The organism is Hungatella hathewayi WAL-18680 (assembly GCF_000235505.1).
Classification (GTDB): domain Bacteria; phylum Bacillota; class Clostridia; order Lachnospirales; family Lachnospiraceae; genus Hungatella_A; species Hungatella_A hathewayi_A.
In genome coordinates this window covers 244,375-266,371 of sequence record NZ_JH379027.1, presented here as the reverse complement: position 1 = coordinate 266,371, position 21,997 = coordinate 244,375, and the positions used below count along the sequence as shown (strand labels likewise).

Annotated in this window: 21 protein-coding genes and 1 pseudogene; 3 read left to right on the top strand and 19 right to left on the bottom strand. The window is 50.2% G+C overall.

The genetic code is table 11. The features are described 5' to 3' along the window. Positions 1-6: 6 nt before the first annotated feature. On the bottom strand, positions 7-1,437 hold the full coding sequence (gene rpoN / locus HMPREF9473_RS01315; RefSeq protein WP_006778243.1) for an RNA polymerase factor sigma-54: 1,431 nt from the start codon (positions 1,435-1,437) through the stop codon (positions 7-9). Between the two features lie 171 nt (positions 1,438-1,608). On the opposite strand from rpoN, the gene HMPREF9473_RS01310 reads away from it, so the two are divergent. Next, positions 1,609-2,322, top strand: a complete 714-nt coding sequence (locus tag HMPREF9473_RS01310; RefSeq protein ID WP_006778242.1) for a DUF554 domain-containing protein — start codon at positions 1,609-1,611, stop codon at positions 2,320-2,322. Positions 2,323-2,378: 56 nt separating this feature from the next. Here HMPREF9473_RS01310 and HMPREF9473_RS01305 read toward each other — a convergent pair whose 3' ends face one another. From HMPREF9473_RS01305 to HMPREF9473_RS01275, 7 genes are all read right to left on the bottom strand, one after another. Next, the gene (locus HMPREF9473_RS01305; protein ID WP_006778241.1) at positions 2,379-2,867 is read right to left on the bottom strand and encodes a PTS system mannose/fructose/N-acetylgalactosamine-transporter subunit IIB; all 489 of its coding nucleotides are present in this window, start codon (positions 2,865-2,867) and stop codon (positions 2,379-2,381) included. Between the two features lie 12 nt (positions 2,868-2,879). Continuing rightward, positions 2,880-4,415 carry a DUF3604 domain-containing protein gene (locus HMPREF9473_RS01300; RefSeq protein ID WP_006778240.1) on the bottom strand — a complete coding sequence of 512 codons (1,536 nt, stop codon included), beginning with the start codon at positions 4,413-4,415 and terminating at the stop codon, positions 2,880-2,882. Positions 4,416-4,428: 13 nt separating this feature from the next. Beyond that, the gene (locus HMPREF9473_RS01295) at positions 4,429-5,814 is read right to left on the bottom strand and encodes a sulfatase-like hydrolase/transferase (RefSeq protein ID WP_006778239.1); all 1,386 of its coding nucleotides are present in this window, start codon (positions 5,812-5,814) and stop codon (positions 4,429-4,431) included. Between the two features lie 6 nt (positions 5,815-5,820). Next, positions 5,821-6,657: a PTS system mannose/fructose/sorbose family transporter subunit IID gene (locus HMPREF9473_RS01290; protein ID WP_006778238.1), complete on the bottom strand. Its 837-nt coding sequence runs from the start codon at positions 6,655-6,657 to the stop codon at positions 5,821-5,823. Then, complete coding sequence (locus HMPREF9473_RS01285; protein ID WP_006778237.1) at positions 6,647-7,453, bottom strand: PTS mannose/fructose/sorbose/N-acetylgalactosamine transporter subunit IIC; 807 nt, start codon at positions 7,451-7,453, stop codon at positions 6,647-6,649. The genes HMPREF9473_RS01290 and HMPREF9473_RS01285 overlap by 11 nt, the downstream gene beginning before the upstream one ends. 74 nt (positions 7,454-7,527) lie before the next feature. After that, positions 7,528-7,959: a PTS sugar transporter subunit IIA gene (locus HMPREF9473_RS01280; RefSeq protein ID WP_242830763.1), complete on the bottom strand. Its 432-nt coding sequence runs from the start codon at positions 7,957-7,959 to the stop codon at positions 7,528-7,530. A gap of 6 nt (positions 7,960-7,965) precedes the next feature. Next, a complete protein-coding gene (locus HMPREF9473_RS01275) occupies positions 7,966-9,327 on the bottom strand; it encodes an N-sulfoglucosamine sulfohydrolase (RefSeq protein WP_006778235.1) in 1,362 nt (453 codons plus the stop codon). Between the two features lie 245 nt (positions 9,328-9,572). Between HMPREF9473_RS01275 and HMPREF9473_RS01270 the strand changes: the two genes are divergently transcribed. Then, positions 9,573-10,286, top strand: a complete 714-nt coding sequence (locus HMPREF9473_RS01270) for a GntR family transcriptional regulator (RefSeq protein WP_006778234.1) — start codon at positions 9,573-9,575, stop codon at positions 10,284-10,286. 98 nt (positions 10,287-10,384) lie between these two features. Here the strand turns inward: HMPREF9473_RS01270 and HMPREF9473_RS25865 are convergent, their stop codons facing one another. Beyond that, a complete protein-coding gene (locus HMPREF9473_RS25865) occupies positions 10,385-12,433 on the bottom strand; it encodes an N-acetylmuramoyl-L-alanine amidase family protein (protein WP_006778233.1) in 2,049 nt (682 codons plus the stop codon). A gap of 50 nt (positions 12,434-12,483) precedes the next feature. Continuing rightward, positions 12,484-12,681 carry a hypothetical protein gene (locus HMPREF9473_RS01260; RefSeq protein ID WP_006778232.1) on the bottom strand — a complete coding sequence of 66 codons (198 nt, stop codon included), beginning with the start codon at positions 12,679-12,681 and terminating at the stop codon, positions 12,484-12,486. A 129-nt stretch (positions 12,682-12,810) separates the two neighbouring features. Here HMPREF9473_RS01260 and HMPREF9473_RS01255 point away from each other — a divergent pair, with 129 nt between their 5' ends. Continuing rightward, positions 12,811-13,167, top strand: a complete 357-nt coding sequence (locus HMPREF9473_RS01255) for a helix-turn-helix domain-containing protein (protein WP_006778231.1) — start codon at positions 12,811-12,813, stop codon at positions 13,165-13,167. 81 nt (positions 13,168-13,248) lie between these two features. On the opposite strand, the gene HMPREF9473_RS01250 is transcribed toward HMPREF9473_RS01255, so the two are convergent. The 9 genes and pseudogenes from HMPREF9473_RS01250 to HMPREF9473_RS01210 form a co-directional block, all read right to left on the bottom strand. Further along, positions 13,249-14,094, bottom strand: coding sequence for a YitT family protein (locus HMPREF9473_RS01250; RefSeq protein ID WP_434059285.1), 846 nt, complete (start codon positions 14,092-14,094; stop codon positions 13,249-13,251). Between the two features lie 20 nt (positions 14,095-14,114). Continuing rightward, positions 14,115-14,880: pseudogene (locus tag HMPREF9473_RS28670) on the bottom strand (copper homeostasis protein CutC). Positions 14,881-14,920: 40 nt separating this feature from the next. After that, positions 14,921-15,445: a shikimate kinase gene (locus HMPREF9473_RS01240; RefSeq protein WP_006778227.1), complete on the bottom strand. Its 525-nt coding sequence runs from the start codon at positions 15,443-15,445 to the stop codon at positions 14,921-14,923. Between the two features lie 5 nt (positions 15,446-15,450). Beyond that, positions 15,451-16,029, bottom strand: coding sequence for a flavin reductase family protein (locus tag HMPREF9473_RS01235; RefSeq protein WP_006778226.1), 579 nt, complete (start codon positions 16,027-16,029; stop codon positions 15,451-15,453). A gap of 13 nt (positions 16,030-16,042) precedes the next feature. Further along, positions 16,043-17,713 (bottom strand): putative manganese-dependent inorganic diphosphatase, encoded by a 1,671-nt coding sequence (locus HMPREF9473_RS01230; RefSeq protein ID WP_006778225.1) that lies wholly within the window; start codon positions 17,711-17,713, stop codon positions 16,043-16,045. A gap of 285 nt (positions 17,714-17,998) precedes the next feature. Beyond that, positions 17,999-18,826, bottom strand: a complete 828-nt coding sequence (locus tag HMPREF9473_RS01225) for an MBL fold metallo-hydrolase (protein WP_187388681.1) — start codon at positions 18,824-18,826, stop codon at positions 17,999-18,001. Between the two features lie 24 nt (positions 18,827-18,850). Continuing rightward, entirely contained in the window at positions 18,851-19,675 is an 825-nt protein-coding gene (locus HMPREF9473_RS01220; RefSeq protein WP_006778223.1) for a carbohydrate ABC transporter permease, read from the bottom strand. Beyond that, positions 19,675-20,424, bottom strand: coding sequence for a carbohydrate ABC transporter permease (locus HMPREF9473_RS01215; RefSeq protein WP_242830762.1), 750 nt, complete (start codon positions 20,422-20,424; stop codon positions 19,675-19,677). Before HMPREF9473_RS01215 ends, HMPREF9473_RS01220 begins: the two co-directional genes overlap by 1 nt. A gap of 205 nt (positions 20,425-20,629) precedes the next feature. Continuing rightward, a complete protein-coding gene (locus HMPREF9473_RS01210; protein ID WP_006778221.1) occupies positions 20,630-21,970 on the bottom strand; it encodes an ABC transporter substrate-binding protein in 1,341 nt (446 codons plus the stop codon). Positions 21,971-21,997: the final 27 nt, after the last annotated feature.

Here is a 21,997-nt window from a genome sequence, read left to right as displayed (position 1 = left end):
ACAGCTCTATGTCAGATTCTTTCTCCCCGAGGCGTCCGCTATCATCATCTCACCGCGGTATTTTGCCACGGTCCGTCTTGACACCTCGATGCCGGACTCTTTTAAGAGGTCCGCGATCTTCTGGTCGCTGAGAGGTTTTTTCTTATTCTCCTCCTGTATCAGCTCCTGAATCTTTAACCGGACAAGCTCCGGGGTGGTTCCGTCCCCGGCCGTGTCGGCCGCTACCTTTTTCACAAAGAAGTAGTTCATGGGGTAAATGCCCCAGGCGCACTGTAAAAATTTATTTTTCACCGTCCGGCTCACTGTGGACTCGTGGATATCCAGCCGCTCTGCGATGTCCTTTAAACTCATGGGCACCCGTTTTCCTCCGGGACTTTCAAAGAATTCTCTCTGCACCGCCACCATTTCCCGGGCCACTTTCTGCAGGGTGCTGGTTCTGTCCTCGATGCAGCGCTGGACCCACTGTACCTGACGGTATTTGTTCTGCAGATACTCAAGGACCTCGCCGGAGGCGTCCTCATTCATCATATTTAAGTACTGCCGGTTCACCGATATATGGGGGATATTCACGTCATTGACGAGGATTTCAAAATAATCCTCAAACTTCACAACCGTCACATCCGGCTTGATATAGCGCATCTCCTCTCTGGAACTGAAGGAATTGCCAGGAATGGGGTTTAAGCCCCGGATGACTTCGTAGTACCGGAGCAGCTCCTCCATGCTGATATCCATCTCCTCTGCAATGCGGGCAAAATGCTTCTTGCCAAGCAGTTCCATGTAGGAGCCGGCCAGCGTCATCAGTGCGTCAAAGTCCTCCTCATCCAGACATCCGCCTGCCTGCATCCGTTTAAGCTGAATCTGAAGGCAGTCCCCCAGCGATTGAGCGCCCACACCCGCAGGCTCCACCGACTGTAACAACTCCAGATACCGCCCCATCGTCTCCTCGTCCACGCCCAGCTTCTGCTGAAGTTCCTCCACATCATCTGTCAAGTATCCTCTGGAGTCCAGGCTGTACACCAGGAACTCCATACATTCATAATCTCGATCAGTCCGAAGCTGCATCACCAGCTGGCTCAGCACATAGTCCTCCAGACTGTTCTCCTCACGGGAGACATTCCAGGAATCCCGGCCTTCCGCCTCTTCGTAATCTTCTGAGTAATAAATCCGGTTCTGTTCGTCCGTGCGGTTCAGCCATTCCAGCTTCCTCATGAACTCGTCCGCCTCCCGAGGCGCACCGTCCCCCGCTTCATAGAGCGAGCCGGAGCCCCCTTTTTCCAGTTCCTCCAAGTCAATCAGTGGATTTTCCAACGCCTGCTGCTGGACATAATTCTCCAGTTCCTGCACATCCATCTGCAGGATTTCAGCCGACTGTATCATCTTGTGAGACAGCGCAGTCTTCTGCTCCTGCGTCTGCCGGTATTCTACCCCATACATCATCTCTCACCTCGTAACACTGATTGTACCATAACTGCGCAGCGCTGTGCAATACCGGGGGTCCTATCCGGAATCCGGCGTTTTGGCGGGCGGAAACATTTTTATATTTTACACAATAGGCGCAACGTGATAGAATGATGTCACAAGATGAAACCTGAAAAGAGACTACATATCATGATAGGATTGGGAACCTGTATTAATGTGGCCGGAATTGTAGCCGGCGGTATCATAGGATTATTGTTTGGCAAGGTGATGGAGGAGCGGTACCAGAGTACGCTGATGAAAGCTACCGGTGTCTGCGTGCTCTTCATCGGTATCAGCGGTGCATTGGAGGAAATGATGACGGTCAGCCAGGGACGATTGAACACCCGCGGGACCATGATGGTGATTGGCAGCTTTGCAATCGGCTCATTGCTGGGAGAGTGGCTGAATATCGAACTTCGGATGGAGCAGTTCGGAAACTGGCTGAAGGCTAAGACCGGAAATGACAGGGATGCCGGGTTTGTGGAAGGCTTTGTGACCGCTTCCCTCACGGTCTGTATCGGCGCCATGGCCGTGGTTGGAGCGATTCAGGACGGCGTTTACGGCGACTATTCAGTACTGGCCGCGAAAGCGGTGCTGGATTTGATTATTATCATCATCATGACGGCCTCCATGGGCAAAGGCTGTATCTTCTCCGCTATCCCCGTGGCGCTGTTTCAGGGCAGTATCACCATTCTGTCCACCTTCCTGGAACCCCTGATGACGGAAGCCGCCCTCTCAAACCTGTCCCTGACCGGCTCCATTCTGATATTCTGCGTCGGTGTCAATCTGATATGGGAGAAAAAACTCCGAGTCGCCAATATGCTGCCGGCGCTGCTTGTGGCGGTGGCATGGGCATTTTTCTGACAGCAAAAAAGACCGGTCCCACGGTATTTCGTACCTGGGGCCGGTCCTTACTCCTTTTATGCTTCCGCTTTCTTGATTAACTCCACAAAATCCAGCGCCTCATCCGTCGGAACCATCTGGGCGGTCACTTTCACGCCGTGGTCCGCCAGATACAGGAAGTTTTCAATATCTTCCTGGCTGACGCTGACTGCTTTCTTCAGCATCTTGGTATTCTGCTTTCCACCCATGTTGCCTACATTGACGGCTTCCATCTGGAATCCGTGGTCAAGAAGTCCCCGGATGGTCTTCGGGTTCTTGGCTACGATGAAGACGCGCTCCTCGTCGTATTTTCCGGCTTTCAGATTCTCGGCTGCTTTTTCCACGGTGAGAATGGACAGTTTGCACTGCTGCGGGCAGGCCATCTTGAGGGCCTCTTTATTTACCACATCCTTCACTACCAGATCATCCACCACCATAATGCGGTTGGCTTTCGTCACCAGACTCCACACGGCGGCTACCTGTCCGTGGATTAAACGGTCATCAATTCGGATATTTACAATTGCCATGTCAATTCCCCCTTATTTCTTCGTGATAAAGATTGGTGAAGTCCATGCCACATCCCCGTTTTTCTGCCATACGCGCAGGCGGAGATTGCAGGTTTCCTCCACATCCAGTTTCTTCTTAAAGTCTACCACATAGGAATCCTCCGGGGAAGCCTTGCTGACTTTAAACTTGTATGCATTGTGCCACCACGGGTCATCCCGGTAATGCTCCACGTCGCCGTAGCGCTCTTTGGTCAGCTGGTGCACCTCATCCCAGAGAGCCGTCACCTTGGAGCTTTTCAGCATATCGCGGACCTTCATCGGGTAGTCGGTTCCGTCCACCCACAGATGAATCTCGCTGTCCACATCGGCCTCCACCTCAAAGATGAATCCTTCCGTCGTCACATTGCTCGGTCCCATCCATTTGCCGGTGGCCGTGGACTGATAAGTAGTCATCTCAAATTCACAGCTGTTCTCATCCACATGAGTCAGATTCTGACCGTAGTTATTCCAGCATTTCTCCACGCTGAGAAGTCTGCCGTCCGTGACCAGTTTCCCGCTCCAATTGCGGATAATCTTGTCCTGATACACTCTGGTGTCCGGGCCCCAGCCAAATTCCACGCGAAACTTGAACCGGATAACCCCTTCCTGGGGCTTTCTCTCCCAGGTTCCGGAGTGCACCACCATCTCATCCAGAATGTTATCTCTCAAAATCTCAATTCTGTCGACCGCCGAGGTTCCCTTCACATGGATGGACAGCTGGGCGTCGTCCGCCACTTCCACTTCCCCGCCCATGCAGGTGTCATTGACAGCAAAATCCACCTCAATCCGGCTCTGTGACACGCCGTAGGTTCTCCGGTTCACCATGGCATCCCAGATGGCCTCTTTTGTATTATCCTCCGCCAGCACGCACATACTGCCATGCTCGAATACGCCGGGCACCCCGTGGTTATCGCCTGCCGCGATAATACCCACTTTGTATCCCCGGTTTAACCCCACTTCATAGGCGGTCTCACCGGTTCTCGGACCCATATGGATGTGGCGGTTCATGGACAGCGGGCCGTCATCATTTTCACTGCTGCCGTGGGAGGAGTAAATCTCCGCAAACGGGGAGAATTTCTCATCGTGAGTCTCCCAGTTCTTTCCCCTGGAGCCAAGCTGATAGGCTACGTGATGGGGAATACCGATTGCCGCGATATCCCGGTATGCCGCCGCCAGCTCCTGATAGCGCATGGGATGCTTCTGCTCCTCGTCATTTCCCAGGAAAAATACATTGTGGTCCCCGTCGAGACCGGAGCCCTGCCACTCATATCCCATAAACATGGGGTATCCCTCTTCGTTTACTTTTTTGGTAAACTCCCGGATGATTTCCCAGTCTGTTTTGATCAGTTCATCCTCGTAGCGGTCTTCCACCTTCAGCCCCCACTCCGTCGGCTTCATATAGAACGGGTAATAGGCTATGGGCCAAAAGTCCATCATTTTTCGAATCTGCTCAAACCACATGGGCAGTACTTCTATCTGCTCGTGATGCAGATTGCTGTGCATATCTGTCCAAAGTTTCTTATAGTTCATGTGTCTGCTCCCCTTATTCCATGGGCATCTCCCGCGCACATTCCGGTATCGGCATGCGGGCGGGTTCCGGCGGTTTCTTCGCCTTTCCCCATTGTTTTAATATGTCATGCTGTTTTCTCAATTCCAGTTCCTGCCTGATGTATTTCCTGACAATATCATCGCTTGTAAAACAGGCCATCGCCTCTGTCAAAAACTCCTGGCCTTCTTTCGAAGTACACAGCTCTTCCTCACCATTTTCCCCTAACCGGTATACCCGGACGGCATCACCGATTTTTACGGCCTTGAACGGCACGCGGATTACCGCCTCCGCCAGCGCCGTATTTTCTCCCCCAAGGTCAAGCATCTGTTGAATCACAACCGGCGGGCGCGGCTCCTCTTCCTTATCCAGGGAGATGGCCGTGCCTCTATGCCAGCTGCCATCCGCCCCGGCCTCTGCCAAAATTGTCTTTGACACATCCAGAAGACTCACCTGGCCGTGACGGGTTCCGGGCCCCACACCCGTACCCGCCACCAGAAGCGGCACTCTCACCGATTCCTGATACAGCGTCTGCTTGCCAAATATTCCATGTTTCCCCAGCTGCTCCCCGTGGTCGGAAACATAGATAAATAACTGCTCTCTGCTCCTTTGCCGGAACTTGTCATACAACCGCCCCACATAGCCGTCCAGCGTCTCCACCTGGCCGTAGTAGGCCGCCTTGCAGTTCCGCGCCTTTTCCATTGTAAATGTCTGTCTGTATTCCAGGTACTCATCCTCGCAGTCGAGAGCCGTCAACTCTTCTTCTCCAAGTAATCCTTTATAATGCCGGTACAGCGACGGCTCACAGGTAAACGGAAAATGAGGCCCGTAAAAACCAACAACCAGAAACAGTGGCTCCTCATGCTCTTTCTCCAGGCACTCTATCGCCGCCTGAAATACCGCCTCATCGTAGGCCATCACCGGGGAATAGCCGCCACCCACCACCTCCAGGCAGTGTTTCCGATTACTGGTCCCCGTGTAGGCGCCGAAATCCGTCCGCTGTTTTCCACCGGTTCCCCAGTATTGGGAGGTGATATCCCCCACCAGCCGCTCATCAAACCCGTGATTCTGGTCGTCCCCTTTAAAATGCATCCGCCCCGCCAGCACCGTGTGATACCCACGGATTCCCATGGCGTGGGCAATCGTCGGCATATCGATAGGCAAAGTGGTGTCATTGTTGAATATCTGTAATTCTCCCGGCATTTTTCCGCTCAAAAAGGACATCCGGGATGGGACACACAGCGGCGCATTGCAATAACAGTGGGAGAAGGAGAGTCCTTCCTCCGCGATTCTCATCATATGCGGCGTGCGGATTCTCCCGTCCTCCATCTGCATGTATGCCTGGCCGTGCTGGTCCGACATAATCAGTAAGATATCTTTCATAATAGTTTACATAATACCAAGCGCTACCATAACCGCTGCAAACACAACGATAGCCAGGATAATCTTGTTGGCGTTCCATTTCTTCTTGTCCATCAGATACCACACCACCAGAGTGGCGGCCAGCGGAAGAAGGGCAGGCATAATCTTGTCAAAAATCTGCTCCTGGATGGAAATGCTCATGTCACCGCTTACGAATTTGTAAATGACGCTTGCCTTTACGGTCGTGGACGCCACACCGCCGATGACAATCAGACCCATCATGGTCAGTCCGGTGGTAATCTTGTTGGTCAGCGCCTTGTTCTTAAAGAAGGTGTTGGCCGCGTCGATACCCATGCTGTAACCTTTGTGGAACAGGAACCACTGGAGGGCCACCATGGACACCAGCCAGGTCACACAGAAGAAAATCGGGCCCACCGGGTTGCCGTCATTGATACACATACTCATGGCGATACTCAGCAAAATCGGGCTTAAAGTTCCGATTAACATGGAATCGCCGATTCCGGCGAACGGTCCCATCAGGGCATTCTTCGTGTTTACAATCAGTTCTTCGCTGACTTCCTCGCCGGAAGCCCGGGCTTCCTCCATAGCGATGGTGATACCTGGAATCAGGGCGCCTAACTGCGGTTCTGTGTTGTAGAACTGCATGTGGCGTTTCAGCGCGCGCTTGTACTCTTCGTCATCATTTTTATATAGTTTCTTTAAAATCGGCTCTACCACGTGGCAGAATGCCAGTCCCATCATACGCTCAAAGTTCTGGGTGGCCTGGGAAAAGAATATGTATGACCAAGCCGCCTTGTCTATATCTTTCCGGCTTAATAATTGTCCCTGTTCTTTATTCTTCATAGCAGTCATCCTCCTCTACGCTTGCTGGCTGCACCGCTGCAGCTGCTTCCTGGTTCCCCTGTGCCATAACAAAGATAAATGCAACTGCCGTCGCAAAGATGGCCAGAGCCGTTACGGACATGGAAGTGGAACCGATTAAAATCCAGCCAAGTAAGAACAGAACCAGCATCCAGGTCTTGGATAAGGACTGTTTTAACAGCATAGCAAATCCGATGGCCGGAAGTAATTTACCGGCTACCTCAAAGAAGTGAAGCACAATCTCCGGCATGTTGTTTAACAATGCTTCGGCTACCGGTGTTCCCAGATAGCAGATAATCATAGCGGAACCGGCACGCAGGATAAAACTTGGAACTGCCGCCAGGTAGGTTGCCTTGTGGATACCGCTGCCGTCGCCTTTTTCAGCCGCTTTGTCGCCCATATGTGGGAAATACGCGTTGATAGTCATGATGAAGTTAAACAGACCCAGGCCCAGCATGCTCAGCGGAACTGCAAGAGCTACCGCCTGCTCTCCGGTACCGCCTGCCGCCAGAGCCAGCGGAATACCGATATAAGCCGCCCAGTTAACATCCGCCGGCATAGCGCCGCCCGGTGTAATCTGTCCGATAAACAATGCCTGTACCATGGCGCCGGCAATAACACCGCCACGGACATCCCCTAAAATAATACCGACAATCAGACCCGCTACCAGCGGCCGCCCAATCATGTTCCATCCGCCTGAAACACCAAAGAACCATGGTGTACGCTTACTTCCCAAATAAGCAAACAGGCCAATCAGTAATGCTTGAAAAAAACTCATACCATTTTCCTCCTACCTTCGTATTGATTTATGTGCTGCTACACCGGGAAACTTCCCCGTATTACAACCGCTCTTTATTCTTCGTAGTCGTCATCATCATCCGACTGCTGCTGTACATAGTGAACCAGCTGCTCTCTTCCCACCTGGGCTGAGGACGTAGCCAGCTTCTCCACGTCGTCTTCCATGATTCTGGACATATAGGATTCCAGCACCACCGGCAGATTGCATCCGCCAATCACTTCCATGTTCCACTCTCCCGACAATTTCAGCCGAAGGGACACATTGAAGGGGGAACCTCCCACCAAATCGGCCAGAATCAACAGTTTGTCACACTCCGCCAGCTGTTTGATGGCATCCCGCAGTTTCTCCTCCAGACTCTCCGTGGAGTCCTCCGGTAGAAAATCCACCGCCCTGTAATGCTCCGGCTCCCCGGCCAGCAGCTTCAGTCCGCTGGTAATTCCCGTGGCATAGCTCCCATGCCCTGTTACAATGATTCCTGTCATCATTTCCTCCTATCCCTGTTTCCCCAGACTGACATAGTCGTCCGGATTTTTAGAACTGGCCGTCTCACACTCCACTTTATTTACCTTCCAGCTATTTTTTACCGGAATGGCTCCGTGGCGGATGGGGTCGTCCGTCTGCTCCAGATGGGCTTCCAGGCGGGCCGCCAGCTGTTCTTTGATTTCCTGATAATCCGGCCTGTCAGCCAGGTTATTTCGTTCTCCCGTGTCGTAGAGAAGGTCGTACAGCCCCTCCTCATATTTGGTCTGCCGCTCCAGCCCGTGCTCTGTCAGATAGGCTTTCGTCAGCGAGTCGTCTATGTTGGAGCGGTTTATCTTCAAGTAATCTTTGTCGTAATACCGGATATATTTGTACCGCTCTGTCCGCACGCAGCGGATAGGCTCGTAGGATGTGTGGAAATTCACTTCCGCAAATATCTCGTCCCGGACATTGCTGGCGTCCTCCAGCATCGGCGCCAAAGATACGCCCTCCAGATAATCCGGCTTTTCGAGATGAAGTAAGTCGCACAGCGTCGGGAACACATCCACATGAGATGCGAGACCGTCCAGCACGGCTCCGTTGGATTTCCCACCCGGCACCCGAATCATGAAGGCCACGCCGATTCCACTGTCAAACAGTGTGCATTTGCAGAATGGATTGGCTAAGCCGTGGTCCGTGGTGAAGAAGATAATCGTATCCTCCATATGACCCAGACGCTTTAAGGTGTCCAGTACCATGCCAACACATTCATCCGCTTTCTGAAGACTTGTCATATATCTTGCAAAGTCCTCACGCGTCTTGGGACTGTCCGGGATTGGCGGCGGCGGAAGAACAAAATCCCTGTTGATATTCTCCGCTATGGTATCCGGGTATCTCCGGTGCGTGGCGTACATGCCGTAGGACAGGAAAAATGGTTTCTCCCCCTGGTAATGCTCCAGCCACTCACAGACCTTTCCGGCATTTTTCTTATCCCAGTCCACCAAATCTTCCTGGCGGTAACCACTGTTATCCTCCGTAAGCTCCTCCTGATACCCGATAAGCGCTCCACCGCCTTCATCCAGATACCAGCCGGCTTCATGCTGTATGCCGCAGAGCACCGTGTGGTAGTTGTTTTGGTTTAAATACCGTACCAGATGTTTTCCATAATCCAGCTCGAACCCCCTCTGAGCCAGTCCCAGCATGCCGTTCTGATGAGGATAAGTCCCCGTCAACATGGCCGCCCGGCTGGGAGAACAGGTAGGACCGACGCAGAAACAGTTTCGAAACACCGCCGCATCCTTCGCAAACCCTTCCAGATTCGGGGTCGGCACCTGATAGCCGTATGGGCTTAACACCTTTCCTGAATCATGGGTATGAAGATAAACCACATTCATCCTGTCTCTCTCCTTTTGTCCATATTTGCTATAAAACCTTTAATCTATGCTGATTATATATTGCTTTTTTCTAAATGTCAATACATTTAGTTGCTATTTGTATTATTAAATGTATTAATCTTTGTAGGGGATTAGCCCGTGTTAATTGTCAATACATATAAGTATCATTGTATTTTCCACGATTCTGTATTATAATTCAAGTAATAACGTAAACGACAAGGGAACAGGAGGCGGAGACTGCCATCATGTCAGAGAAAAAGATTGCCCAGTACAAACAGATAGAAAATGATTTGCTGGAGAAGATTAATCTGGGTTACTATAAAAAAGGTGATTTGATTCCCACGGAGCTGGAACTGGCTGCCACCTACCAGGTCTCCAGGGTAACCGTCCGCAAGGCCACGGACAACCTGGTCGCCAGGGGACTGCTGTCCCGGATGGCCGGCGTCGGAACCTCCGTCTGCCACCCGTCCGTCACCTCCAACCCCACCCAGATTCTGGGTTTTACCGATGTGATGAAGGCCCAGGGCATGGTGCCCTCCACCCTGGTCACCGCCTTCTCCTTACAGAAGGCATCCGCCAACATCGCCTCCATCTTAAACATCGAGAAGGACGAGCCCATCTACTTCATCCGCAGACAGCGCTACGGCAACGAGGAACTTCTCCAGCTGGAGACCTCCTACATGTCCGCCCGCTTATACCCGGACTTATCTATCGAGATGCTGGAGAAATCCAAATACCACTATTTCGAGCAGGTAAAACACATGACCATCGCATACAGCCACCACACCGTAACCCCCATCCACCCCAGCCGCGAGGTAGCCGAACTCTTCGGCATCACCTCCGACACCCCCATTATCAAGGTAGCCAACATCACCCATCTGGAAAACGGGCAGGTGATGGATTACACGGAGTTGATTTTAAATTCACCGAAGTATCAGTTGACTTATATTAAACGTTAATACATTTGTGGGAATTTGTTCTTTTGCAGCATAAATCAGGCGCCGTATCGCTCTACTCGCGATACGGCGCCTTTTCTTAATTTCATATTATTCCAAATTTACTGCACCCAGCTGCCGGATTCATCCACCTTAAACCCATCTGGGGTCATTCTGTTGAACATCATGACGCCGGTGGTATCCATATAGTACCACTTGCCTCCGACGGAAACCCATCCGGTCTGCATGGCGCCGGTGGTGTCAAGATAGTACCAGGAGGTGCCATCCTGGAGCCAGCCTTGTTTCATGGCTCCGGATTCCGGGGTCAGATAGTAGCGTTTTCCGTTGATGGTCTGCCAGCCTTCTGCCATCATGCCCGTTGGATTTATCCAGTACCACTGTCCTTTTACGTAAATCCAGGTATTGATGTATGGAGCGCCGTTGGCCTGCAGGAACTGCCACTTTCCATTCGCCAGCTTATTCCAGGAACCTGGAGTTTCGGGAATTGTGGATTTTGCGACAGCTTTTCTGTTGGAGCTGGAGCTGCTGCCTGAACTGGAGCTGGAACTGTTATTGTTGTTCGTATTTCCACCGGTAGAGCCCCCAGTGGATGCCTTACCTGCAAACACATAATCACTGAAGCTGTCCGTTACAAATGACACTTCATTTCCGCTGACCGTAGTCTTTAACCGCTCGGCAGTTCCGTCATCGCTGATGTGGTAAACCCGAAGACCGTCACCACTCATTCCATCAGGAATTGGCATTTTGATAACCACCGGAATATCCAGTTTGGAAGTCTCTGAGCCGTCAATCAGCACACTTAATCCGAAGGAAACCTGCTTCTCATACGTTTCCGGCAATTCTGCATCTCCGCCTTTGTCCACTGCCAGTTCAACCGTTTGACCGGCTTCCGCATTCAGACTGCCGCCAATCAACTGTACATTTCCACTGCCCATCAGTGTTTTCGCCGCTTCTGTGGTCGTCTGCGATATCACATTTTTATTCATCATGGCATAGGATTCATCTAACTGTTCCAGCGTCTTCGCTTCCTCCAGCCATTTTTCCTTAATCTGACTGTTGTCCGTAACCGTCGCGCTCAATTCTTTCACGGTCTGCACCGCCGTCCCCACATCATCTGAGGATAACAGATTGACGATAGCCTCCGTTTTTTGGGCATCTGCCTTTTCATCCGATTCCGCCCAATCCGACGTAACCGTAACCGTCTCGCCGCTCACTTCGTCAATTCCCACTGTAAAGCTCACCTCATTTGGGAACTGCGGCGTGTAAGTCAGATAAAGTTTGCCATTGTCAAACTTATATGTCTTATTTCTGGCCGTATCATAAACCTCTCTCGACTCCGAATCCAGCCACTGGTCAAAATTCTTTGTGTATCCCTGCTCCGTCGCATCGCTGTCGGTAGCAAGCTGAACATCGAATTCAAACATCACTTCCTGACCAACCTCCGCATTCAGTGACGTCTCATCTCCTTTCAATTCAATTCCACTGACAACACGACAAGGCGCTATATCGGATACCAGGCGTCCTTCTTCATCAAATTCATAGGCAGCATCCGAGCTGGACGCGGTGGTCGCCGTCAGAAAAGAACCATCGCTGTTGAAGCAATACCAGTCTCCTTTGATATTGAGCCATTTACCTGCAGCCCGCTCTCCATCGCGCTGGAAATAGTACTTTACTCCATCCCATTCTGCAAAATTTTTCGATACCATTTCCCCATTTTCATCAAAGCGGTAATACTTTTTATTTATCATTTTCATCCGGTCTTCATAGCGCTCACCGTCTTTACCAAAATAATACCAGGTGCCTGACTCTTCGCCTGAATGCCATTTTCCCTCATCATTTAAATAAATCCACTGGTTTGTCGCAATGTGGCCATCCGGATATGCATAGCTGGTATGACCATCGATTTCTATCAATTCATCACTGGCCATGATTCCGTCTTCCTTCAAATAGTAGGACTTCTTCACTCCATTTTTGGTCTCGGTAATCAGCTTATCGGTCTGCATTTCCCCATTCCGCCAAAAAGTCCATTCCCCATCCTCACTTAACTCCCAGCGTCTTTCCACTTCGGCCGCCAACCCATTAAAACTGAAACAACTGGCAAATAACGCAACCGCCAGCCATGCCGCAATCTGCTTTCTGAAATTTTTCATATCTGTCTCCTTACTTCAAAATGTTATGTAAACTACTAAATCTCTGTTTTTTACAGCAAAACGTTCCTCTCCTTCCCTCCTCCCCCAATTTGGTTTCCCGTCTTCCAATCATCACCTTTCATCAATGCAGCCGCCGTCCCGCCCCCCACGGATTCCAGCGCGTCAATAAAAGCCAGCACTTTTGATACCTGTTCCGGCGGCAAATTCATGATTTTCTTTATTACAATATCTTTTTCCGTGGGCTCCATACTTTTCTCCTTTTAATAAAGATATTCTAACCTGAGTCAAGTTTATCACAACTGAATTTAGTTGTCAATTTTGTTTTCTTGACTCAATTTAGTTCCTATGATATATTCATTGTAAAGGTGGTGACCAACTTGAATTTAAGCGATAGAATCAAAATGATACTGAAAGAAAATCATCTGAAACAGAAAGAACTTGCGAAAGAACTCGGTGTCACAGAAAGTTATATCTCCGCTCTGCTAAACGGCAGAAATACAAATATATCCCAGGCACTGGCAACCCTGATTGAAGAAAAGTATGGCTACAACAGCAGCTGGATTCTAACCGGAGCTGAACCCAAATTAAAAGTTCCCAGAAAAAACAAGACGCTGTCAGACATTCACAAGAAAGCAATTCTGAAAATAGAACGGCTTCAACCAGAGCAAATCAAAGCCGTACTGGCCTTTTTAAATTTTCTGGATAATGATGAAGAAAACAAACAACAGTATTGACCGGCATTACGAAAATGAAAAAAGCTGTCGCACGACTCTCTAACGTGCAACAGCTTTTTTATTTCAATATCTATTTTCCTCTTATTCCATAGGCGCCTGATAAAATCCCCCATAGAAATTCTCCGTCTTAATCATATTCACAATCACATGTGGGTCTTCCTCTCTCATCAATGCCACAATATCCGGCACCTCGTAGGAGGAGACCACGGTGTGAAGCAGGTTCATCTTCTTGTGACTGTAACCGCCCACGGCATCCACACAGGAGATTCCGTGGCGGTAGTGGGCAATATAGGCTCTGATCACCGCTTCCGCCTTGGAGGTGGTAATCTGGAGCGTCACCCGCTCATACCGGTGATGGAAGGCCGATATGGTCCGTGTAGAGATATACTGGAACAAGATCGAATACCCAGCATAAATCCAGCCAAAAATAAATCCAAATATACAGAGAATCAACACATTCCCTGCAAACACATACTCCCAGATCGAACGCCCGGTCTTGTTGGACACATACAACGCGATAAAGTCCGTACCGCCCGTGGACGCATTGCCGCGGAGCGCAATCACAATCCCAATTCCGTACAGGAATCCGCCAAACACCACATTCAGCATCACATCGTTAAACATGGGCTGAAAATGCAGGACCTTCAAAAAGAAACTGGCCAGAAATACCTGCATCATGGAATAGAACGTAAACCGCACGCTGATACTCTTGCTGCACAGAAACGCCACCGGGATATTCAGCGCCAGCATGCCCAATGAGGTGGAAAAACTGTACCCGTACAACGACGTAATCCTGTCAATCAGGATAGCCACACCGGTAAATCCGCCTGACAGCAGATTGGCCGGCCGGATAAATGCCTGAATCACAAACGTCTGCAACAGCGCCGAAGCGATAACTGCCACAATCGTTATGACCCTGCGCACCATTTTATTCTTCTTCAATTCTGTCAGCACGTCTCTGCCTCCCGGGCTTCCACACGCTTTAGAAGCTCTTCCACCAGCTGCCTTGACACCACATCATAGCAGGATTCCTTTTCCCCGGAAACCATGCTAAACGACACCGCATCACCGACCGTCGTATCATCTTGCAGCCAGTCCTTACAGGAACTGTGTACCTGGGAAATGCCGGTATCATCCATCAGCTGGCTGGCATTTGTCACATTGACGCCGCTTCCCGCCAGAATCTGAATTCTGTCTCCATAGGCCGTCTGAAGTTTACATAACATCTCCATGCCATCCACCGCCTTCGGTTTCAAACCACTGGTCAGCACCCGGTCAACGCCCAGCTCTATCAGACGTTCCATCGTCTCAAAAGGATTGGCCGCACAGTCGAATGCCCGGTGGAATACCGCCTCCTTCTCCTGCCCGAAGCCTTTCACAATCTCAATCAGTCTTTTGATTCTGCTCCACATCAAGCGTCCCGTCCGGTTTTAAACAGCCGAAGGCAATCCCGTCGGCCCCGTTTGCCATCAGCTCCCGGCACTGGGCCTCCATTTCCTGAAAGTCCTCCTCTGAATAACAGAATCCCGCCCCCCTCGGTCTTACCATAGCAATCACCTTTAAGTCCGGATATTCCCGCTTCACCAGCTTTAACGTGGCGGTGGTAGGCGTCAGTCCCCCCAGCTGCAGCGCGCTGTTGAGCTCAATCCGCTCCGCGCCTCCAAGGGCCGCCTGCTTCGCATCATAATAACTCCCACAACATATCTCAACCATTCTTCTCATACCAACAGTATCCCCCAATGTATCACGATTATTATGTAGTCAGTCCAAACCGCTCTTCCATCATTTTCCTGAGTATATCAACCGTATCTCCGGCGCTCTCCACGCCAGTCTCATCAACGGTGATGTCCGCATATTTTTCATAATAAGGAACACGCTCGTTATACAAATCCAGGAGACTCATACCATTCTTCAAAACCACCCCGCGGTCCACCAAATCCCCCAGCCGCTCCTTCACATCTTCATAGCTCAGCTTTAAATACACCACCGTGCTGATATCCTTCAGATGCTCCATGGCCTCTTTTCCGTAAATGACACTGCCGCCAGGCGCAATCACCGAGCGCTCCACCTCAAGCTCCGCGTTTACCCGGTTTTCAATCTCCATGAACCCGTCATCGCCCACATCGGCGATAATCTCCTTCAGAAGCCGTTTCTCCTTCTCCTGAATCAGAATATCCACATCCACAAATGAAAACCCCAGCCGTTTGGCCAGCAGGACACCTACCGTGCTCTTGCCGGATGCCGGCATGCCAATCAGAGTGATATTGTTCTTCTCCATATGTGCTATCTCCTTTTTTTATCCGGCTTTTTCACAGAGTAACCGAATTTCCCCAGCTTCTCTCCCAGCTCAAAATACTCCCCGTGGGAGTAGGCAACAAGCCCGGTCTGGTTCAAGTTGAATTTGCCCGTCTCATCCATGTAGTGGTCATCCACCGTCACGCCCACCACTTCCGCCAGGAACATATCGTGGGACCCTAAAGACTTGATATCCACCACCCGGCACTCCAGGTTCACAGGACTCTCCTCAATCCCCGGGGCGGCGATCTGTTTTGATGGCAATGGAGTCAGATTCATCTCCTTATATTTATCCACGTCACGCCCGGATTTCACACCGCAGTAATCCGTGGCAAACACCAAATCCCGGTTCACCAGATTCACCACAAATTCCTTCGTCTCACTGATAATCCCATGGGAATAACGCTCCGGCCGGATAGACACATACAGCATAGCCGGCGTGGACGATGTGGTCCCGCACCAAGCCGCCGTGATGATATTCGGCTTCTCCCCTTCTCTCTGACAACTCACCATAACAACCGGCACCGGGTACAGCATATTTCCCGGCTTCCAATACTGTTTTCCCATCTATCTGTTCCTCCTAGCCCTGCAATGCCATTCCGATCGCCGGAATCAGCTGCTTTTTCCGTGACACAACGCCCTCAAGCTCCACAATCCCGTCCTTCTTGTCTCCGTTTTCCTCCACATCAATGTGGAATGCATTCAGAATCATGGATTCCGCTCCCATGCCCTCGCACAGCAGCGTGGTGGACTCGGTCAAAATATTGGTTAACATAAAAAACATCATATCCACGCCATGCTCTTTATGCGCCTTCACCAGATACGGCATCATCCGCGCCTTCAGCTTATCCAGTTCCTTCTGGTTCAGGGAGCTGATCTGCCCCACCCCGAAAGAAACCTTCCCGGACGTAAACCGTTTGAAATCCTGATAGAAAATCTCCTCATCCGATTTATTCTTTAAATTGCTTCCCGCCGCAAACATTTCCGCCGCGTATTCATTGACATCAATGCCCGCAATCTCCGCCAGCGCAAGTCCTGCCTGCTTATCCACCTCGGTGCAGGTAGGAGAGCGGAACAGCAGCGTGTCGGAGATAATCGCGCTGCACAAAAGCCCCGCAATCTCTTTCTCAATCTTCACGCCCGCTTCCTGATACATCTGATAAATAATCGTCGCCGTACATCCAAGCGGCTGGTTGCGGAAAAATACCGGAGACATGGTCTCAATGGTCCCCAGTCTGTGGTGGTCGATAATCTCCAGAATCCGCGCGTTCTCCACGCCGTCCACCGCCTGGGTCTTCTCGTTGTGGTCCACCAGAATCAGGGATTTCCCCCTGGCTCCCAGCAGGTTTCTACGGGAAATCATCCCCTTATATTTCCCGTCCTTATCAAGAATCGGGAAGTCGCGGTGGCGTTTATTCGCCATCACTTCCTTGATATCGTCAATCACGTCCGTCTCCTCAAACGTAATCAAATTGTCCTTCGTCATAAAATAGCTGATGGGCATACTCTGGTTGATCAGACGGGCCGCCGTATAGGTGTCATAGGGCGTTGTAATGACCGTGCATCCCCGCTCCTGTGCCAGCTTCTTGATGGTCATGGACACCGATGCCCCCTCGCACACGATAATGCAGGCCGCATCCATCTCGATGGCGCACAGCTGTGACTCATACCGGTTTCCCAGAATGACCAAATCATTTTTCGCAATATAATACTCCATCATATCCGGGTTGGCCGCCGCAATCAGCACCTTCCCGTCGTTGAAGTAGGTGTCCGCATTGCCCACCACCAGAGAGCCCTCCAGGGTCTCGATGATATTGCTGTACTGGGTGTTAGCCTTCGATAAAATGCTGCTGTCATACACATTCATATAGGACTGGGTAATGTCTCCCACTGTAATCAGTCCCTCCAGCATCCCGTCCGACGTCACCGCCGGAAGCGTCACCGCGTTGGCCGCCTGCATGAGATTCCACGCCTTTTTCAGCGAAATATTCTTCTTCACGCCTTCCATCTCGCGAATCTCGATATCGCGGACTTCCGTCTTCACATGCTCAATCAGCTCCGGCGCCTTCACGCCAAAATGCTTCAGCACAAACTGCGTCTCCTCATTCACATGACCGGCTCTGCGTGGCTCAAAATCCTCCCCCGTCACCGCCCGTTTTAAGTTGGCGTAACAGATAGCCGAGCAGATGGAATCCGTATCCGGATTCTTGTGTCCAATGACAATGGTTTTCCCTTTGTTATATTCTGCCATAAATCCTCCTCTTATTCTACTTTTCATAATCTATTTACATCATGTTCATATTCTATTCATATCTGTTTTTTATACTAATTGTATAGAAAATCAATTATGCGAGTTGATTGAATCGTCAAATTGCACATAGATTTTTCATAATTACCCCAGTTGCTTGCAACTGGGGTCTCCTCATGTCTAAGAGTCTTTTTTCATTATATCAACTGTGTTTGGAAAGTGCAAGCACGGCTTAACACAAAAGGAGCCCGGCAGATGACTGACATCCGCCGGGCTCTTGTAATAATACTACCGGATATGTTTCTCCGAATATGCAATTGACGCCTTCCCATATCGGTACAGAACTGCCGGCTCCTCGGACATGTGGCTGTAATCCACCGGCTCCGGTTCCGCCGTCCCATCCAGAATATATTCCGCGCAGGCAATCAAATCATACAGATATTGTTTTCCAATTGGACGAAGATAATGTCCAGGAAGAATCATATCAAATTCTACCTCCCGTTTCAACAGCTTCAAAAGCCCATTCCGGTATTCCTCCACCGTAGCCGAGTAAGTATCAAAAATCAAAATAGGCGTACTCACCACACTGTCACCGGCAATCAACAGCCTGTTTTGGGCATCCAGCAGGACGATACATCCCGGTGTATGTCCCGGTGTAAACAGCACTTCCAGCTCCCGCCCGCCCAAATCAAAGATCTGATGCTCCTTCAATGGCAGCGGCTTTTGTATCACCGGCACCCGCTCTCCATCTACGTAAACACCCCCGGTAAATCCCGGTTCCTTCTTCGTTTTCTCACAGGAGGCCGGCCAGCGCTTTTCCAGATACTCCGGCTCAATTAAAAACAAATCCGCCTCATGCATATAGGTATCCGTCTCAAACTGCCAGTTCCCGCAGACATGGTCCATATGGCCATGGGTATTGACTACCACATAGGGCAGTGAGGTAATCTGCTCCACCGTATCCCGCAGTTTCCCAAATCCATATCCCGTGTCCACCACAAGAGCTCTCTCCTGCCCTTCTACCACATAACACATATCTGCCCCAAATTCATCCACCGCCCACACATGCTCAGCAGCCAGCTGAACCATATAACCGTTGATGACTTGTATGTTCATATTGTCCATGATGTTCTTCCTCTCCTACATTTTGATAGCACCTGCTGTGATACCGCTGGTAATATACTTCTGCGCGCAGATATAAAGCAGAATCACCGGAAGAATCGACAGTGTCAGCGCCGCAACCAGCAGATTCCATTCTGAGCTTGCATTGCTCTTGAACAGATACATCATCACCGTCAGCGTCCGCTTGGAGGAATCACTGAGCATCAGACTCGGCATCAGGAAATCATTCCATGTCCACAGAAAGAACAGCACACCGATGGTAATGCTGGTAGGTCCCACCAGCGGAAAAATCACCTGCCACATCATTCGGAACGCCCCACATCCGTCAATAGCGGCCGCCTCCTCCAATTCCTTGGGAATCGACTTTAAAAATCCCACATAAGTAAAAATACCAAAGGCACAGTGGAACCCGGCATACAGACAGATCAACACCAGAAAACTGTTGTTCATTTTCATCTTCGTCGTCATCACCGACAGCGCAATCATAATCGTATGAAACGGCACAATCTGTCCCAAAGTAAACAACAGATAAAACCCGGTGCTCACTTTTCCTCTCAAATGAGAAATTCCATAAGCCGCCATAAATGACACCATCACTCCCGTAACCACCGTTCCTGCCGTGATAATTACCGAGTTAAAAAACACACGGAAGAAATCCATCCGCTTCATCGCCGTCACATAGTTCCCCAGATACAGACTTTTTGGAAATGACAGAAAGTTCTGTATCATATCGTTGTAGGGTTTAAACGAGTTCATAACTAAAAGCAGAATCGGCATCACGAATATCACGCCAAAAATAAGCATAATCACGGTCGGCAGTATTTTCTTCTTCTCTCCACCCATCAATACTCCACCTCCCGTTTTCTGGTAACATACAGCTGCAGTACGGTAATGGCCGCCACTGTCAGAAACAGCACCACCGATTTTGCCGCGCCGTAGCCCATATTATATTTCACAAACGCCTCCTGATAGATATCCATAGCCACCGGCATGGTTGAACCGTAAGGCCCGCCGGCCGTCATCGCGTTGGGGATATCGAATGCCTTAAATGCCCCCGAGATGGACACAAACAGATTAATCGTAAACGTAGGCATCAACAGCGGCATCTGGATATAGCGAATCATCCGGATTCCCTTACATCCGTCCATTCTGGCCGCCTCCACGATATCCGTCGGAATCGTCTGCAGCCCCGCCGTATAAATCATCATCAGAAAGCCCACATTCTGCCAGATAGAGACGATTATGATTGTCAACGATGCCATCTGCGGCGTGCCAAACCAGCTGATATTTGCCAGCCAGTCAATCCCCATGATCTTTGCCACCCCCGGAAGTACCTGCGCAAAGATAAAGGTCCAGATAAACGCCACCAGAACGGCACTGATTATATTCGGAATAAAAAACAGCGAGCGCACAATTCCCTTCGCCCTGATATTCTCATTTAAAAAATAAGCCAGCACAAACGCAAAGATATTACTGCCAATTATTGTAAAAAGTCCCAATTTCAAGTTAAACAAAAATGCCGACCGAAACCCGCTGTCCGAGAACAGACGCACATAGTTGGAAATTCCCGTAAAGCTTTTCTTTCCCGACATCAGGTTCCATTTCAAGAAGGAATACGGAAATGTCCCTCCAAACAGAGGCACCAGCAGGGCAAACCCATACAACAGTAAAGCCGGGCAAAGGAGTAAAAAATAAAAAATTCTGTTTTTTCGATATAGAATAGACATCCGCCTACCTCCTTACGTTTTGGAAAGCGGGCCGCTGTCCGCGCAGCGGCCCCATCTTTTCGAAATCTGCTTACTGTTCCAGGAAATTCTTATAGTTCTCATTTAATTCTTTAATCACGGTATCCTTATCCTTGGCTCCAGCCATATACCCCTGGAAAATGTCGCCGGAAATTACATCAAATCCATTTACATACTGCTGATATACCCACGGAACAATGTTTCCCGCATCCGCATATGCCTTGTAGTCGTCAGAAGAGGAACATGCCACACCGCCTTCATAAGGCATAGCTGGCGGAGCATCTCCCATTCTTGCCGTTGTGATTGCGATATAGCCCTCCGGGTCATCCGCGTTGCTCAGGAACTCCAGAACCTTCTGGCATGCACCAAAATCAGAGGTCTTCTCATTCACTACATACACAATACCAACATCTACGCCCAGTTTATTCTTCGCCGCATCGGAGGAAACCGGAATTGCAAAACAGCCGATATCCGGAGGGTTGTCCATAGCTGCCACGGTGGCCTGACTGAATTCACCGGAGAGCAGCATGGCTGCCTGGCCATTGGCAAGTGCATTGAATCCGGAAGTGGAATCCTGGTCCATCATGTTGCCGCCGGAGTATTTTCTCATAATATCCGCAAATGCAAACACTTCGTCAATTCCTTCCACATCAAAACTTCCCTCGCCGGAATCCAGCTTTGAGATAAATCCCGGAATATCATCCTGAACCTCAGGAGTCAGAAGGGCGCTGAACAGATGCTTTAAGGTCCAGGAATCCTTGTAGGTTGGTGCGATTGGGTTAATGCCAGCGGCCTGCAGTTTCTCACAGCATGCCTCAAACTCTTCCCTCGTCGTCGGAACACTCTCAATTCCAGCCTGTTTAAATAAATCTTTATTATAGAAGACACCCAGATACTCAAAGTTTGCCGGGTAACCATAAACCTTGCCATTGTATGTAGATGCATCCAGCGCGTTCTCATACACCTTGTCCACAAACGGTTCATTACTTAAATCTTTCAGTCTGCCTGCCTCCGCAAATGCCTGAACCTGCTTATACGGGGTCAAAATATAGATGTCAGGAAGGTCATCCGAAGCTACCTTCGCCCCCAGGAAATCGGAGTAATCTCCGGTCTGCATCTGGATATCCAGTTCAATATCCGGATTCTGGCTGTTGAAGGTATTCTGCGCCTGCTCCAGCTTCTCCGCCCAGTTTCCGTTCCACACGGCCATGGTCAGTTTCGTTTTGCTTCCACTGCCTCCTTCCTCCGCTTTCGCCGTGGTAGTCTCCGCTGCCGCGCCTCCTCCACTTGTCGTCTCCGTACCGGCTCCTCCGCCGGAATTTCCACAGCCCCATAAAGAGCACATCATAACTGCTGCCATGGCTGCCGCTGCAATTTTTTTACTTTTTCTCATAAACTTCTTCTCCTTTTTTTGATTTAT